We start from the raw sequence: 15,118 nt of genomic DNA on the forward strand, positions 1-15,118 counted from the left end.
GTTGGACGCAGCGGACCAACGAGTCAAGGAGAGGGCGATGCTCGAGACCATCACTTCCTACGTCGCGATCGGCGACTCCTTCAGCGAGGGCCTCATGGACCCCGACCCCGACGGCACCCCCGATCGCTTCCGGGGCTGGACGGACCGCCTCGCCGAACTCCTCGTCGACTCGCCGGCCGCCGGGCCCGAGCTCCTCTACGCGAACTTCGCGATCCGCGGCCGCCTGCTCCAGGGCGTCATCGACGAGCAGGTGCCGAAGGTCCTCGACCTCAAGCCGGACCTCGTGAGCTTCTGCGCCGGCGGCAACGACTGCCTGCGCCCGCGCACCGACATCGACGGTCTCGCCAACCAGTTCGAACGCGCCGTCATCGCGATGCGCGAGGAGGGCATCGAGGTCGTCATGGCCAACGGCTTCGACACCGAGACGATGTCGCCCCTGCTGCGGGCGGTCCGCCCCCGGGTCGGCGTCTACAACGCGCACCTGTGGACGATCGCGCAGCGCCACGGCTGCCACATGGTCGACGTGTGGGGGCTGCGTCCGCTCTACGCCGAGGACATGTGGGCCGAGGACAAGATCCACCTCTCCCCGACCGGTCACGACCTCGTCGCCCGGCAGGCGCTCGCGACGCTCGAGTCGGGGCATTCGCTGCCGACGACGGGGTTCGGGATGCCGCCGCGGACGCCGCGGACGACCCGCGAGGTCGTCGTCGAGGAGTCGAAATGGGCGCGCGAGCACCTCGCCCCGTGGGTGGGCAGGCGCTTGCGCGGGGAGTCCTCCGGTGACAAGCTCTCCCCCAAGGTTCCCGATCTCTCGCCCGTCAAGCGCATCGTCGTCGATGAGGAGCACGTCGAGGGCAGGGACGTCGAGGTCGAACGCATCATCAGCGATGACGCAGTGAGTGAGGGCAGGAATGACTGAATCGACGAATCCGGGGTCGCCGGCACGCCGGACCACCGAGGATGAGCGCAGCGACGCCCTCGATGCCCTCGGGCAGACGCTCGGCACCGCACCGAACGTCGTCCGCCACGCGTACGGGGACGATGCCGACCAGTTCGTCGAGGTCCACGGGGACCCGGCGACCGCCTCGGCGGTGGTGATCTTCGTCCACGGCGGGTACTTCCGGCCATCTATCGACTTCGTCCACGCGCGACCGCTCGCCCAGGACCTGGCCGGTCGCGGTCTGCTCTGCGTGCTCGTCGAGTACGGGCGCATCGGCGGGCAGCCGCGCTGCCTCACCGATGTCACCGCCGCGATTCGGTTCGCCCAGGACGCGTTCGCGGCGTGGGGCGTGCCCGCTGCGGCGCGCGAGCGGCCCGTCGTCGCCGGTCATTCGGCAGGCGGCTGCCTCGTGCTCAGCTGGGCGAGCCACCTCGGCGAGGACGGCGCGGAGTTCCGTCTGCGTCCGCTCGCGCCGATCTCGGATCTGCTCCGGGAGGTCAACGACGGGCTCGCCGACGGCGCGGTGCTCGACTACATGGGGGCGCCTCCCCAGGAGGATCTCGCGGCCTACCTGTGGCAGGATCCGCGCTCCCGGGCGGTGCTCATTCCGGCCCGCGCCAATGCGCACATCATCCACGGTGACGCCGACGGGATCGTCGCTGTGTCGTTCTCCGAGAACTATCCGGCGCCGCTGACGATCCTGCCCGGCGCCGATCACATGGACCTCGTCGACCCCGAGTCGTCGTACTTCCCGCAGGTGATCGAGCTCCTCCTCGCCGACCGCTGAGCAGCCGCCGTCCGGACGCTGAACACGGTAGGGCTGTCCTCCGCGGCGCAGGGGTACCGAGCGCCCGGACAGTGGCTCAGTGCTTCGGAGCCGTCTGCGTGCCCGGGCCGTTCTCGATGCCGGTGCGGATGTCGAAGAGCTCGGGGAAGAACGTGAGGTCGAGGGCTTTCTGGAGGAAGCCGACGCCGCTCGAGCCCCCGGTGCCGCGCTTCATGCCGATGATGCGCAGCACCGTGCGCATGTGGCGGTAGCGCCAGAACTGGAAGTTCTCCTCGAGATCGACGAGTTCCTCGCAGCTCTCGTATTCGAGCCAGTACTCCTCCGGGTTCTCGTAGATGATGCGGAAGGTCTCGAGCAGCTCCTCGTCGAAGGTGTGCGCGACCGACACGTCCCGGTCGAGGACCCGCTGCGGGACCGGGAGTCCGCGGCGGGCGAGGAAGCGGAGGAACTCGTCGTAGACGCTCGGCTCCTCGAGGTACTGCCGCAGCACGGCCTGGGCCTCGGGCTCTGCGTCGAAAACCTTGAGCATGCCCTTGTTCTTGTTGCCGAGGAGGAACTCCACGGCGCGATACTGCCAGGACTGGAAGCCCGAGGACTGGCCGAGCTCGTCGCGGAAGCCGACGTACTCGCTCGGCGTCAGGGTCGCGAGCACCGACCACTGCTCGGTGAGCGTCTTCTGGATGTGCTTGACCCGGGCGATGCGCTTGAGCGCGAGCTGCAGCTGGTCGGCGGCGATGAGCCGCCGGGCATCGAGGAGTTCGTGGATGACGAGCTTGAACCACAGCTCGGTCGTCTGGTGCTGGATGATGAAGAGCAGTTCGTCGTGGTGCTCGGGGCTGCTCACCGGATGCTGAGCGCTGAGCAGATCGTCGAGGTCGAGGTACGACCCGTACGTCATCTGCTCCCGCAGGTCGGTGTGGATCTCGTCCTCGAGCGCGCGCTCGTTCTTCTCAGCCGTCGACGTGTCGTGTGTCATCCCACCAGCATGTCATGGGCGGGCGCCGGGCCTGCATCGGGTGGGTGCCCGGTCACTTCCCGCCGGGCGGGCGGCGTTCGGGTTCGGCGACGTCGCGGACGTGGTCGACGAGGTCCTTCCACTCCCCCGTCAGCTCCTTCTCCCCGAAGCGGGCAGAGCCGAAGCGGCTCTCGATGAGGTAGACGTACCGGTCGGCCGAGGAGGGCCCGGGGGCGGCCTGTGCGCCGGCGGCACTGCTCCCGGCGCCTGCACTGCTCTGGGCACCCTCACTGCCCCCGCTTCCCGAATCACAGCCGTCGTCCCGGTGCGGCCAGGGCAGGTCGGCGACCCGTTCGCCGAGCTGCTCCGGCTGCGCCGTGGCGTCGATGTTGAGATCCCAGACGAGGAGGAAGCCGCCGATCCCGCCGCTGCGTTCGACGAGGACGTGGCCGAAGCCGCGCTTGTCGGCACCACCGCCCTGTGCTGAGCCACCGCCCGGAGCCGAACCACCGTCGCCCGCTGCCCCGCCGGCAGCCGACTCGGCGTTCACCAGCTGCTCCCGCGGTTGCCCCGCTGGGAGGCTCCGGTGTCGACGCCGACGGTCGTCCAGCCCTCGATGACGGCGTCGTGGACGTCGGAGCCCTCACCGAACTGCTCGGCCGCCTCGGCGACGGTGAGCGCTGCGAACTCGGCGAAATCCGTCTTCGTCGTGATGGCGGGACCGGTGAGCACGGCGTACCAGACGGGACCGACGGTCTCCCACGCCGGCCCGCCGAGGCTCGTCGCCGCGACCGCAAACGCGCGGTTGGGGATCCCGGCGTTGAGGTGGACGCCGCCGTTGTCGGACTCGGTGGTGACGAAGTCGTCCATGTGCGCCGGCTGCGGGTCCTTGCCGAGGACGCCGTCGTCGTAGGCGGTGCCGGGTTCGAGCATCGAGCGCAGGGCCTTGCCGGTGACCGCCTCGGTGAAGATGCCCGCCCCGATGAGCCACGTCGCATCCTCCGCGGACTGACCGGCCGCGTGCTGCTCCGTCAGCGCACCGAAGACGTCGGAGATGTGCTCGTTGAGGGCGCCGGGCTGGTCGAAGTACTCGAGGTCGGCGGTGTTCGTGATGACGCCGTGGCTGAGTTCGTGGCCGATGATCGACAGGGACCCGGTGAAGCTCGTGAACACTTCGCCGTCACCGTCGCCGAAGACGAGGAGGCGGCCGTCCCAGAAGGCGTTGTCGTAGTCCTGACCGTAGTGGACGCTCGCGATGAGCGGCATCCCGTTGTCATCGAGGGAGTCCCGGCCGAAGGCCTCGGAGAAGAGGGCGTAGGAATCGCCGAGGCCGTCGTAGGCTTCGTTGACCGCCTCGTCGGCGACGGGGGCGTCCCCTTCGGCGCGGGCGAGGACACCGGGGAGGTCCTCTTTGTTCTGAGCGTCGTGGACCTGGCGGTTCGGTCCTGCTCCGGCGGCCTGCTGGTCGGCGCTGACGGTCCGCGCGGTGGCACCGTCGCCGGATGTGCGCAGCCCTTGTGCGCGGAGCTCACGGACCCGCTGGTCCTGGGCGAGGAAGGAGCGGGCGGCGACGGCGGCCTTGGGGAACTTCGTCGCGCCGTTCTCGGCGATGGCGTTGAGGAGGTAGGGCGGGACGACGGTGGACAGCGATGGCAGATCAGTGCGTGTCATGTGACCAGGCTCTCACTTCCGTCCGAGATTTCAATGGGAGTTGCCTCCACTGCGCAGCAACAGGGGTTGCCTCGGTCGGACTGGCTGGACCGCACCGCCGCGGCGGACCTGGCCACCACTCGACCTCCTCGGCGGGGGTGAGGACACCGGATCTACACTGACGACGTGCTCAAACCCATCCTCTGGCCGGTCCTCATCCCCTCGCTGCTCTTCGCGGTCGGGCTGGGGTCGATCCTCCCGGTCCTCGTGCTCGGGGCCCTGTCGCTGGGGGCGACGGCGGCGTTCGCGGCGGCGGTCGTCGGGGTCATGGGGGCCGTCTCGCTGCTCGCCACGGTGCCGGCGGGGCTGCTCATCGACCGCCTCGGCGATTTCCGTGCGATGGTCGTCGCCACGCTCACCGCGATCGTCGTCCTCGGGGCCATCGTCGCCGCGTTCGTCTGGGAGTCGCCGGCCTCGCTCATCGTCTACACCGTCGCGCTCATGCTCTTCGCCCCGGTCTCCGATGTGTGGAATCTGGCCCGGCAGGCCGTCGTCGCCGAGGTGATGCCCGCCGCCGATCTCGCGAAGGCGATGACGGCGCTCGGCGGGAGCATGCGGGTGGGCAACCTCCTCGGACCGATCATCGGCGCCGGCCTCATGCTCGTCTTCCCGCTGTGGTCGGTGTTCGTCTTCGCCGGGGTCGCGGGGCTCGCCGCGATCGGGGTGATGGCGCTGCCGAGCGCGCGCATCCCCGACTACCCGGGCACGCGGGTCGGCGGCAGCACTGGGAAGGCGCAGGCACACCCCGCCGAGGCGGTGGCTCAGGAGGCCAACTCCACCGAGGCGGTGGCCCCGACCTCCGACGACCTCGCAGTCGGCGTCCCCTCCGCCCCGCCTCGGCGGGCACGGCTCGATGTGCGCTGGGGCGCGGTAATCCTCGTCGGGATCTCGATCATGACGCTGACGATCGCCCGGTCTGCTCAGCCGGTCGTCATCCAGCTGTGGGGAGTGACGATCGGACTGCACGAGTCGGAGATCTCGCTGCTCATCGCGTTCGGCGCCGGGCTCGAACTCGTCTTCATGTTCCTCGGCGCCTACATCAAGGACCGCCTGGGCCGGGTCGCCACGCTCGTCGCCTGCCTGACGATCTTCGGTGCCGGGTTCATCGTCATGGTCTGCGCGCCGAGCCTCATCGGCATGATCGTGTCCGTGGGCATCATGGCCGTCGGCAACGGCCTCGGAGCGGGGGTGAACATGACGATCGGGGCGGACCTTTCCCCCGCCGTCGGGCGCGCACGGTTCCTCGGCATCTGGGCGATCTTCTCCAACGGCGGCAAGCTCGCCGGGCCGACGCTCATCTCGCTCGTCATCGCGATCGCGTCCCTGCGCTTCGGGGTCCTCTTCACCGGTGTCTTCGCGATCGCCGGCGCGCTCTGGGTGCTCGTGTGGGCCAGGCGGATCGGGCTGCCCGGTCGCGCCGCCGGCCGGGAGCGTCGAGCGAGCCGGGACGACCGCCGCACCGCGCGCTCGTCGACGGGCGGGTGAGGGCGCGATCGCGCGAACACTGAAGGGCGGAATGCGCTCAGGGGCGGCACCCGATTCCCCGAGTGCCGCCCCTGATGAATGAGCCCCCTGTCAGACTCGAACTGACGACCTTCGCTTTATAGGGCAGAATGTCCCTCATGGTTCTCTTTGGTTTGCATTGGCTCTCCTCTGACCTGCAAATATGCATGCTTTCAGGACTTGCGGGGAAGCCCCCCCTGGTGGCCCTGCGGTGACGAATCGAGCGCGATTCCGTGTCGTAACCGTGCCGCAACCTTGCTCAGGCCAACGTCCCTCTGCGAAGACTGGCGACCCAAGGAGTTCTACCGATCGATATACCGGCGAAGCTCCTCCGGTGAGTATCGATACATGCCTCCTACAGCTATGGCAGGGAGATCTCCCCGCCCACGAAGTCGGTAGACATGCTGTACCGAACAATTCAGTATTTCTGCCACCTGTTTCGCAGTGAGCAAACGTTCGAGATTAATCAACTTGGCGTCCCTTCATTGCCCGAAATCCGACCTTCTTCATGTCGGTCGAGCCACTCGTTGACCGCAGACTGCCTTGTACCTCGCGTTCGCGGACGCCATGAGTTTCCAGCTTGAATCCACTTGGGGACACGATCACCGCCATCTCCGCGGTCAAGGGCACGATTCGCCTGAAGCTTAGATTTCGAGCAACCAATCCGCTCGGCCACCTCGTCATCGGAAAGTAGCCTCCTCACTTGCTTGCTCACCCGTCTTTCCTTAACACTGATTACGCGGCGCCAGGCGACAATCCGAGCTTCGAGTTCTTCAACGCTCGGCCCTCCCGGGGTGTAGGCGCGTTCCGCGGCTTCGCGGGGTGTGCCTTCCTGAAGGCGGCGGAACCCCTCTGCCAGGGCACGACCGGCGTGCTGGATTGCTTCGTCGTAGGTGGTCAATTGGATCCTCCTGGTTCTTCTTCTATGCGGACCCTGCAACCTTGGACCACGGCACGGACATGAACCTTCTAGCTGTCACTAATTCAGCATGGCCTTGATACGTCTCAACAGCGTCACACATCCAAGCGTGCGTTGGTCGATGTTGCAGGCGCAATCACCTGACGGAGGCAATCTCCCCGAACGTCGTCGAACATCTCATTTTGGCCACAGTTTGGACCCCGGCCCACATTCTCCGACCAAGGAGAGATTTCTGCTGCTTAGTATCGGCTCACCCAACTCCGACGCTCGGTCGCACTGTCGCTTCCGGGGAGGACCTATAAGAACGGGAAATGCAGTGAAACCATTCAAGACAGTCCTGGCCATCAGCGCTTCTTTGCTCCTAGTCGCTGGCACGACTTCACCAGTCGCGGCAGAAGAAGATGAGGACGCGCAAATTAGTACGTCCTCCATGCAGCAATACGAAGCTTGGGCCGAAAGAGTCGAGACCAGCGCATTGAACATGCCGGAAGAAGAACTCCTAAGACAAGCGAACGATTCTCGTGACTACGTCGAGACGACTGTGACGATCGGCGGTCAAGTCGCAGCCAGAAGCGCAGAGTCAGCCGAAGAGCAAAATGCTCGTTATGTTAAGTGCACTGCAAGAGTTGACAACCCGCATTATTCTTCGGGCGCTGGCGGAGCCATTTACAAGACTCGTTACAAGTGCGAGTCAAAGGGAGTGAACACCAAAGTCAGTTTGCGTGTCAAGGGGCTTTTAAGCTTGTATCCCGCCGCCAGCTCGAGCTCGAGGCCAGGAAAAGCTCAGAGCAGAGCATACAGTGATGCACGGATTACCGTCACGGCTAACACTGGACAGTTTTCCACACCATACTACACTCCAGTTGTTGGCTCAAATGGCGGACGGGGCACGGGATTTTGGAATGCCACTAGCACCTGGATCATCACAAGTCATGCCTCTTTGTCGGGAAAGCGAACAGCTTCCCAATCGAAGAGCATCTGGAGGAAGATCTGATTCCTGGAAAATTGGTTCGGCAGTCAATATGACTCCGCTTAGCTGAGGCGAGTATTGATGAAAAATCACGGCTTTCAATTGATCGACGAGCGCGATGTACGGCGCGAGGGAGAGGTTGATGCTTTTCGAGTGGCGTTCTGGCACGGCCAACATGATGACTCGCAAGACCTCACCTCCGTCGCTGTTTTTGAATCCTCCGAGGCCACGCTTGATGAAACGTTGAGCTGGGCCAAGCGAGATCAGATTCCACCTCCGCGCCTCATCGAAATCTTTGCAATGGTCTGTTCGGGCACGAAAAAGGATAGTGTGCTAATCGCGAGGTATGATTCACGGCCCCCACTTGATCCAGGTGAAACTCGTGACCTCGAGTGGGTCGAAGGTGCTGCTTATCTGCATTCATGAACCTCCTCAAGTCCCGCTACTTGATGCGACTTGACCAATTAGCGGGACTTGAGCCGGGGTGGGCGCGCAGGGCAGGGCTCGGATCGTTGAATTCTCGCCGTTGGCACCCCCATGAACCACTACGTACCACGGCGTATATGTGGGCAACTGTGGGCGAATTGTGGGCACGAGAACCTCACTCGTTGTCCCGCAGCAGTTTCGCCCGCCAGTACGGGTCGCCCTGATACCTGCTCTTGTCGAGGGTGCATCCGCGGAGGGTGACGATGTCGGCAGTCGAAGGTTACGAAAGCCCTCAAGTACGACGAAGCGGCCTCCACCGTGGTGACGGTGGGGGCCGCTTCGTGCGTCGGGGTCCGGCGTCGAGTGTTGCGCGCATAGCGGCGTCCTTGGACTCGAGAAGAGGGAATTCATACTTTTGTGCGATGTGCACGCCTGGAATCTCTGCGAGAGTCTTCTTGCATCTAGAGTCAAGTGCAGAAAGTTGACCCCATGAAATTTGGACCTCACCGTCTTAGACTAGTAGTCGCTTCGTTGATCGCAGTTGTTCTCACCGCAGCACTCACAGGTGCTCCCGCCAGTGCTGCCGAGCCTGACACTGTCGACCGTGATGCCATATCGGAGCTGAGTGCGGCATTGCAGACCTTGAAGGACGAGGGCGTCGAGGTCGACGGTGATATCTCCGAGGATGCTCTGATTGAGGACTACTATGGTTCAGACTCGCTCGGTCCGATCGTCCTGCAACCATACGCGAAGCCCAACGGGTGCTCGACGCCGAAGCAATTGAAGAAGGCAGCGGCGAAATGGAACAAAATATTCAAACCAGCGTGTGATAACCACGATCTGTGCTACGGGAAGAACTCGAAGACCAACAGGAACGTCTGCGACGCGAGATTCCGCGAGAATATGAAAAGCATATGCAACAAGAGGAAAAAGGAAGTATTCGTTTGCAAGACAGTTGCAGTGGTTTACTTCGAGGCTGTGCGAATCGGCGGTAAGAAGCACTACAAAGGAAAGGGCAACCCCTGGTGATCCCGAAGAGAAAAATCCTGAAAATTGCATATTTGTCATTGCTTAGCGTAGCGACACTGATGCTAGTGGGCAGCGTTGCCATGACGGTGTGGGCGAACACCGCTGAGGACGGGTGGATAACAGTCACTGCCTTTACGCTGCTGAGCTGGCTGGTGAGCGCGCCGTTCATCCTCGGCTCGGTGATCTGGACGGCACTTCTCCTCAGTGGTAGAGGCAAGTCGAAATCCGAGCCCCGCATCCGCAGCTGATGAGTGCGACATGACGAGCGAGCCGACCAATACCGGCTGGGATCACAATGCGCCAGTCGTGAGACGACCTAACGTGTGCACCAGCGGAGAGACGCTCCATAGTTCGCCGAGGGCGATAGTACGACGACCCCTACGGGATCAAACGTGAATGACGAATCGGCCCCCACCGCTTCACGTGGTGGAGGCCGATTCGTCTATGTGTCAGGCGAGCTCGAGAAGCTCGCTGCGGTTCCCACTGTTGACATACGGCAATCGATTCTCCTGCTTGCCCGCCTCTTCGAGGGCTTTCGCGATCTCACGGCGGGCCTTCTGCTCACCCTCTTCAGCTGTCTCGGCCTCGACCGCGACTTCGATCTCCATGTCGCCGGCGGCGAGGTCGACAGATACCGCGGGGTCCATGATGATCTTGTCGCGAGCTTCGAGGAACAGCAACTCCTCCATCACCGCGTCGAACTGTTCGCGCAGAAAGTCACGGGCGTCACCATCGACATGCAACGTCATGCCAATTCCGATGAGTTTCATCTCTGCTCCTGGGGGTGCATGCACTCCTGGCGGTTCAGCCACCTCAGTGCTTGGTTTGAGTAGTTCCGGTTGCTCGGGGTGAGGTGAATCTGCCTCATATGGTCCCCACAGGGGCACTTCACCGTGTAGTACTTAGGCGGGTCCTCAATCGTCCACCCAGCTTCATGGAACTGTTGTAGAACGCTTTCGAGTTCAGGCTTCTGGTGCCTCTTCCAGTACCCCACCTGGCCCCCTGCAACGTCTACGAGTTGTCATTATTGCACAAGTTTATGTAGGTTCAACCAGCTTCAGCTACGACGAAACGCCCCGCCGCTCGGTGTGAGCGACGGGGCTGAGTTGTGTCAGTGGCGGGGTTCGTAACCCTCAGCAGGCGGGGTAGCGTCGGGCTCGGTGAGTCCGAGGTCGTCGGATTCGTCGAGGTCTTCATTACCGTCATCCTCGAGGGGCGCAACCTCGTCCGAGTCGGCACCGGACCAGTTGCCGGGGATCTGATCGGCAGGGGCGGCTCCGGTCGATCCGACCGCCTGGACGGCCACAGCAGCGCCGGTGGGCTTCCACAGGCCGTAGTACATACCGACGGCGATGAGGAACGACGTCAGACCCGTCATGAGCCCCTGCCCGAGGTCGTAGACCTGCCCGGCAGTGTTGGCCGCCAGTGCCTCGGTTCCCAGAGAAGTGACGAGAGCGATCACCGCAAGCAGGACCGCCCGGACCCCACCAGAGGTGGAGAGCTTCGTGACGAGGCCGACGAGGAGGGGGAACACGGTGGAGACGCAGAGCTGGATGATCTGCCAGATGTCGAGGTTGAATTCCATGATGAGTCCTCTCAGTCCCGTGCGCCCTGCACCGAGACGTTGCTGATGGTGAGATCGCGCGGTGCACCCTTGATGAATGCGCGCAGGCGCGGGCTCCTGCCCTTCCAGTCCTTGAACAGCTGCCAGGGCGGTGCGGTGACCGTGGCGGTGGTGGTGCCGGGAGTTCCGATGAATGTCAAGCTCCGGGTTTCTTAGAGGCTCCTCTTCTTGGTTTCCTAAGCAGCCACGGGTTCTGCCGCGAACTGGTTGACCCATTCCGAATGGACCTCGTACGGCGGACGGTAATCGATCGCTGAATGCAACCGCTCCTGGTTGTACCAGGCCACCCACGCAGACGTCTCCGCGAGCACCTCGATCAACCCTGACCAGACCCGTCTGTCGATCAGCTCAGCCTTGTACACCGAGTTCAGAGCCTCAGCCATCGCATTGTCATTCGAATCTCCCCGCGATCCCACCGACGCAACGAACTCGGATTCCGCGAGAGCCTCGCCATAGCGAATCGACCGAAATTGAACGCCGCGGCCACTGTGGTGGACCAGCCCCGACACATCTTCACCAGCCCGGAATTTCGCCGCTAGCGCCATCGTCAAAGCGTCCCTGGCCAGAGACTCCCGCAGATGGTTCGTCACCTGCCAGCCACGATCTCCCTGGTGAACACATCAAGGATGAACATCGCGTACACCCACCCAGCCTGCGTCGGCACGTACGTGATATCGGCGACCCAGACGCAGTTCGGGCCCGGTGCTGTGAACTCACGATCAACAAGGTCGTCCGGGCAGTCCTCAGCCCTGGCCGAGGCCGTTTTCGGACGCTTCCGTCTCCGCCGGATCCCGTCGATGCCCAACTGGCGCATCAACCGCTCCACCGTGCAACGGGCCATCGACCCGAACCGGTCGGCGTAGTCGCGGTTGACCGCGCGCCACAACTTCCGCACCCCGTAGCAGGAGTAGTTCGCTTCATAGACGTCCCTGATGACGACCCTGAGTGCAGCATCCCGCAGAGCACGAGCGGAAGGGCGGCGCTTCTTGTACGCGTAATACGAACTCACAGCAATCCGTGCAGCAGTCCCGGACAGGGCGCGCACGATTGTGGTTCGACTCCGAACTCGTATTTGTTCTCGTCGATGAAGGCGACGATCACTTGGATGGGCGGTCGAGCTCCGCCGCGAAGAAAGCCGACGCTCGGCGCAGAATCTCATTGGCCCGTTTCGCCTCAGCCAGCTCAGCCCGTAGCCGGCGGTTCTCCGTTTCCAGGTCGACTGACTCAGTCGGTGTGGCTTCGCCGGATTCCTTGTGCTTGCGAACCCAGACTCGCAGGGTCTCTTTGCTTAACCCGAGTTCTTTCGCGACACGGGTGATTGCCCCGTTCGCAGTGTCCGGATCGGCCTGGGCATGGATGACGAGCTCGACGGCACGCGCCTTGAGTTCGTCGGTGTACTTCACTGGCAAGAGAGAATCTCCTTCTTCCAATCTCCCAGCCTCTATTATCCCCGGGGCATGACACTCAGCTGGGCTGCGAAAGTCTCCCGCACCCAGCAATGGTTGCACAGCGACGTTCCTCCACCCGTTCGCGAAACTCTGCCATGGGATCCCTCCTGGCATCAGCTCGTCAGCATGGATCCGCGCGAAAACTTCCACGGCGAGCTCACCGACGCTGACACAGCTGAGACGATCATCGACTCCTGCCAACGTCCAGCCTCGCAACCTCTCACCGGCCCCGGTGCAATGATCACCGGTTCGCCCCCCCGAGACCGACGAACAGTCTCGCCTGTGGGAAACCACCATGCTTGCTCTCACCGATCAGGTCGCCGCTCGCCGTGCCGTTCTCGCAGCTGATCCGCCGGATTGGTTCGTCCACCTCACCCAACGCCTCGCGTCACACCCTCGTCGCGACGATGTCGTGGACGCCGTCATCGTCTGGCGCGGGGTCTCCGATCAGACCGATGCAGCCACCGCCTTCGGCAAGGAACCCAACTATCGCGACTACCTCAGACCCTATTGGGACCGACTGCAGAGTCTCGTCGACGAGCCTGCACCACTCGAAATCGCCGACGATGACAACCCCGCGGCCGGCTTGACCCCCGACCCGATCGACTGGGAGAGCGTGGCTGCCGAACCCGCCTTCGACGCGCTCGACGACTGTCGTTCCGGCCCAGCACAGCCGGTGCCATCCTCAACCACCCCACCCTCGTCAGAAACCCACAGTCCAAACCCCAACGGTCCGTCCTGAATCCGTCACGAAATCACGCTCGCACCGTCACACAATTCGAATCCTGAGGAGTCCACCATGAAGCTCGCGATCGCAGATCCGCCCTATCTCGGAAGCGCGAACTGCTGGTAAATCGGGGTAAGGCCGAACCAGACGGCCCCCTCAAGAGCAGTGGGACGGTCAGCGTCGCCACCGTCATCGTGTGGCGCGGCGTTTCCTCTCCAACCGGTGGAGCCACTGCACAGCGCAAGGAACACCCTGCCGGTGATCACCTTAGGCCCTACCGGGATCGACAACACAAAGTCCTCGGCAACTCCGGGCTGCATGAACACTCCACAAAGAACAGAGATCCGACCGAATTGTCCAAACACGCTTCAACAAACCTTCGCGAGCACCATTCGAAGTCCCGAGAGGCTCAGTTCAGTTTCGGACATAGAAGTGGGGTCTTCGCGCACGCAAAGACCCCACTTCCTGATCGTAGCGAACTACTCAGGCTCCCTTACCACTCCAGCGGTTCGTAACACCCGAAACTACACGATAGTAGGTTGAAGCTATTGATCGACAGTTTGACTTCAGAGCTCTTCCAGAACTAGTACTTTGGTAAAATGCGTTCGAACAATTTTGATACATACGATCACGAAATACCCGATCGGCAGTTCTTCTTTTGCTTCGTTTGGTGCCTACGGTCCCCCCTTGTTTAAGAATTTTCGCGATGCCCATGTCGTGCCTCGCGCAAGGTCCACGGAAGTCGACCGTTCTTGACGTCCTTCCCGCATACACAACCGGACGGTCTGGTGACCAAGAACAGTAATCGTGCAATCGAGGCGGCTGACATCTCTTGTATCTCGGTCGATCGTAGAAACTGCACCAAACATAAGTACTCGGGATACCGACCTTTGAGGGCCGGCTAGCAGAAAGATAGGGACTCACACCGGTGCGCGCTGCCACCTCTCCGCTGTCACCCTCGTCGAAAGCATCTTTCAGCTCTTCTTCTTCAGCATTCAGCTCCGTCTCGGTCAATATTCCCGCATCCGACTTAGTCATCTCGATCACAGATTGACTGATCTCGCCAGACGTGATTCCTCCAGCTACACCCGCCTCGACAGCATAAACCGTAAAAGTGAGATCCTGACTAATATAACCACTAGGGATGAACTCCGCTTTCACCACAATCGACGTTCCGCTTATACGACCCGTCGCGACCATCTCTACGCCATCATCCGCGAATGCTGACGCGGTAAAGGAGAATTCTTTCCCATCGCAAGAGTACTTCGTTGCACCATTTTGTCCTGAGCAACCCGCCGGAAGAGTGAAGTTCACAGTTCTGTTTTTGAACCTGTCAGCATTCCCGGGGCTGGCGACGACCGCATCGAATAGAGTAAAGTCTTGCTCGATCGGATCACCGTCACCTCCTGTTTCTGGGGGTTCATCGCTCTGGCTAGTAATCAACATTGGTTGTCCGACGAGGGGCGTATTCGCTTCAACTGAAGTAGCCACTCCAGCGCTTCCGACTAAGACCAATCCTGCAACTATAGAGCATCGCTTCAAGAGCCATTGACGCATGGATCTACCCTTCTAATCTCCATTGGTTAGGCCTGCAGAGGTTGCAAAACTGTTATTAGGACGTTGCCCTCGATGACTGCCTTCGATCACCAACAAGAGTCACCACAGCAATGACGATCGTTATCACACTCGCGAGTCCTAATAGCGGCAAAAGTGCAGTTAGCGCAATGACGCTAACTAAGGGGGCACCACTCGCGTTCGCAATCACCAACAAGAAAGCCGCCGCGAGAATCGCGAGGACGAATATCGTCAGCTCGAAGATACGCAATTCAATCCTGTTTCGCCTCGCGTTGGAAGTTGAAGCGACGACCAGCGTAGCCGCCACCATCAAGCACATGGCTGCGAGTGTTTCATTCACCGCCACGTTACCCTCATCCGCATTGGCGTAGGCGTGCAGCACATGGGCCGCCCACACGCAGGCCACCGAGCTCACTGCCGCACATACTCGAAACACTTGCAACTCCTCATTCCAGCAAGATCACCAACGGTTTTTCGCACCAGTGATGCCCGCCCAACCTCAGTG

19 protein-coding genes are annotated in these 15,118 nt (G+C 62.4%); 7 read left to right on the forward strand and 12 right to left on the reverse strand.

The features are described from left to right. The first annotated feature begins 37 nt into the window (after positions 1-37). Positions 38-919, forward strand: a complete 882-nt coding sequence (locus ACFQ91_RS01345; RefSeq protein WP_232623687.1) for an SGNH/GDSL hydrolase family protein — start codon at positions 38-40, stop codon at positions 917-919. Next, positions 912-1,727, forward strand: coding sequence for an alpha/beta hydrolase (locus ACFQ91_RS01350; RefSeq protein ID WP_376870120.1), 816 nt, complete (start codon positions 912-914; stop codon positions 1,725-1,727). The genes ACFQ91_RS01345 and ACFQ91_RS01350 overlap by 8 nt, the downstream gene beginning before the upstream one ends. A gap of 76 nt (positions 1,728-1,803) precedes the next feature. Here the strand turns inward: ACFQ91_RS01350 and ACFQ91_RS01355 are convergent, their stop codons facing one another. Genes ACFQ91_RS01355 through ACFQ91_RS01365 form a run of 3 tightly spaced genes read right to left on the reverse strand, consistent with a single transcriptional unit; the run spans position 1,804 to position 4,353 of the window. Further along, positions 1,804-2,703, reverse strand: coding sequence for a tryptophan 2,3-dioxygenase (locus tag ACFQ91_RS01355; RefSeq protein ID WP_211978815.1), 900 nt, complete (start codon positions 2,701-2,703; stop codon positions 1,804-1,806). Between the two features lie 52 nt (positions 2,704-2,755). Beyond that, the gene (locus tag ACFQ91_RS01360) at positions 2,756-3,232 is read right to left on the reverse strand and encodes a hypothetical protein (protein WP_211978814.1); all 477 of its coding nucleotides are present in this window, start codon (positions 3,230-3,232) and stop codon (positions 2,756-2,758) included. Beyond that, positions 3,229-4,353 carry a M4 family metallopeptidase gene (locus ACFQ91_RS01365; RefSeq protein WP_211978813.1) on the reverse strand — a complete coding sequence of 375 codons (1,125 nt, stop codon included), beginning with the start codon at positions 4,351-4,353 and terminating at the stop codon, positions 3,229-3,231. The genes ACFQ91_RS01360 and ACFQ91_RS01365 overlap by 4 nt, the downstream gene beginning before the upstream one ends. Before the next feature lie 165 nt (positions 4,354-4,518). Between ACFQ91_RS01365 and ACFQ91_RS01370 the strand changes: the two genes are divergently transcribed. After that, complete coding sequence (locus tag ACFQ91_RS01370; protein WP_211978812.1) at positions 4,519-5,877, forward strand: MFS transporter; 1,359 nt, start codon at positions 4,519-4,521, stop codon at positions 5,875-5,877. 320 nt (positions 5,878-6,197) lie between these two features. On the opposite strand, the gene ACFQ91_RS01375 is transcribed toward ACFQ91_RS01370, so the two are convergent. Next, on the reverse strand, positions 6,198-6,365 hold the full coding sequence (locus tag ACFQ91_RS01375; protein ID WP_376904017.1) for a helix-turn-helix domain-containing protein: 168 nt from the start codon (positions 6,363-6,365) through the stop codon (positions 6,198-6,200). 1,500 nt (positions 6,366-7,865) lie between these two features. Here ACFQ91_RS01375 and ACFQ91_RS01380 point away from each other — a divergent pair. From ACFQ91_RS01380 to ACFQ91_RS01390, 3 genes are all read left to right on the forward strand, one after another. After that, on the forward strand, positions 7,866-8,210 hold the full coding sequence (locus ACFQ91_RS01380; RefSeq protein ID WP_211978811.1) for a hypothetical protein: 345 nt from the start codon (positions 7,866-7,868) through the stop codon (positions 8,208-8,210). A 489-nt stretch (positions 8,211-8,699) separates the two neighbouring features. After that, on the forward strand, positions 8,700-9,239 hold the full coding sequence (locus ACFQ91_RS01385) for a phospholipase A2 (protein WP_211978810.1): 540 nt from the start codon (positions 8,700-8,702) through the stop codon (positions 9,237-9,239). Continuing rightward, a complete protein-coding gene (locus tag ACFQ91_RS01390; RefSeq protein WP_198499591.1) occupies positions 9,236-9,487 on the forward strand; it encodes a hypothetical protein in 252 nt (83 codons plus the stop codon). Before ACFQ91_RS01385 ends, ACFQ91_RS01390 begins: the two co-directional genes overlap by 4 nt. Positions 9,488-9,688: 201 nt before the next feature. On the opposite strand, the gene ACFQ91_RS01395 is transcribed toward ACFQ91_RS01390, so the two are convergent. From ACFQ91_RS01395 to ACFQ91_RS01420, 6 genes are all read right to left on the reverse strand, one after another. Beyond that, a complete protein-coding gene (locus ACFQ91_RS01395; RefSeq protein ID WP_211978809.1) occupies positions 9,689-10,009 on the reverse strand; it encodes a hypothetical protein in 321 nt (106 codons plus the stop codon). Between the two features lie 341 nt (positions 10,010-10,350). Beyond that, positions 10,351-10,824 carry a hypothetical protein gene (locus tag ACFQ91_RS01400; RefSeq protein ID WP_211978808.1) on the reverse strand — a complete coding sequence of 158 codons (474 nt, stop codon included), beginning with the start codon at positions 10,822-10,824 and terminating at the stop codon, positions 10,351-10,353. Between the two features lie 11 nt (positions 10,825-10,835). Continuing rightward, entirely contained in the window at positions 10,836-11,003 is a 168-nt protein-coding gene (locus ACFQ91_RS01405) for a hypothetical protein (RefSeq protein WP_211978807.1), read from the reverse strand. A gap of 36 nt (positions 11,004-11,039) precedes the next feature. Beyond that, on the reverse strand, positions 11,040-11,453 hold the full coding sequence (locus ACFQ91_RS01410) for a transposase (protein WP_376870119.1): 414 nt from the start codon (positions 11,451-11,453) through the stop codon (positions 11,040-11,042). Next, on the reverse strand, positions 11,450-11,872 hold the full coding sequence (locus tag ACFQ91_RS01415) for an IS3 family transposase (RefSeq protein WP_376870118.1): 423 nt from the start codon (positions 11,870-11,872) through the stop codon (positions 11,450-11,452). The genes ACFQ91_RS01410 and ACFQ91_RS01415 overlap by 4 nt, the downstream gene beginning before the upstream one ends. An 88-nt stretch (positions 11,873-11,960) precedes the next feature. Continuing rightward, positions 11,961-12,266: a transposase gene (locus ACFQ91_RS01420; RefSeq protein ID WP_211978805.1), complete on the reverse strand. Its 306-nt coding sequence runs from the start codon at positions 12,264-12,266 to the stop codon at positions 11,961-11,963. Between the two features lie 340 nt (positions 12,267-12,606). On the opposite strand from ACFQ91_RS01420, the gene ACFQ91_RS01425 reads away from it, so the two are divergent. Further along, positions 12,607-13,053, forward strand: coding sequence for a hypothetical protein (locus ACFQ91_RS01425; protein WP_376870117.1), 447 nt, complete (start codon positions 12,607-12,609; stop codon positions 13,051-13,053). Positions 13,054-13,521: 468 nt separating this feature from the next. Here ACFQ91_RS01425 and ACFQ91_RS01430 read toward each other — a convergent pair whose 3' ends face one another. Both ACFQ91_RS01430 and ACFQ91_RS01435 read right to left on the reverse strand, forming a co-directional pair. Continuing rightward, complete coding sequence (locus tag ACFQ91_RS01430; protein WP_211978803.1) at positions 13,522-14,529, reverse strand: phospholipase A2; 1,008 nt, start codon at positions 14,527-14,529, stop codon at positions 13,522-13,524. A 121-nt stretch (positions 14,530-14,650) separates the two neighbouring features. Beyond that, complete coding sequence (locus ACFQ91_RS01435) at positions 14,651-15,028, reverse strand: hypothetical protein (RefSeq protein WP_211978802.1); 378 nt, start codon at positions 15,026-15,028, stop codon at positions 14,651-14,653. Positions 15,029-15,118 lie beyond the last annotated feature (90 nt).

Source organism: Brevibacterium sp. NPDC056726, from assembly GCF_042790515.1.
Taxonomy (GTDB): domain Bacteria; phylum Actinomycetota; class Actinomycetes; order Actinomycetales; family Brevibacteriaceae; genus Brevibacterium; species Brevibacterium sanguinis.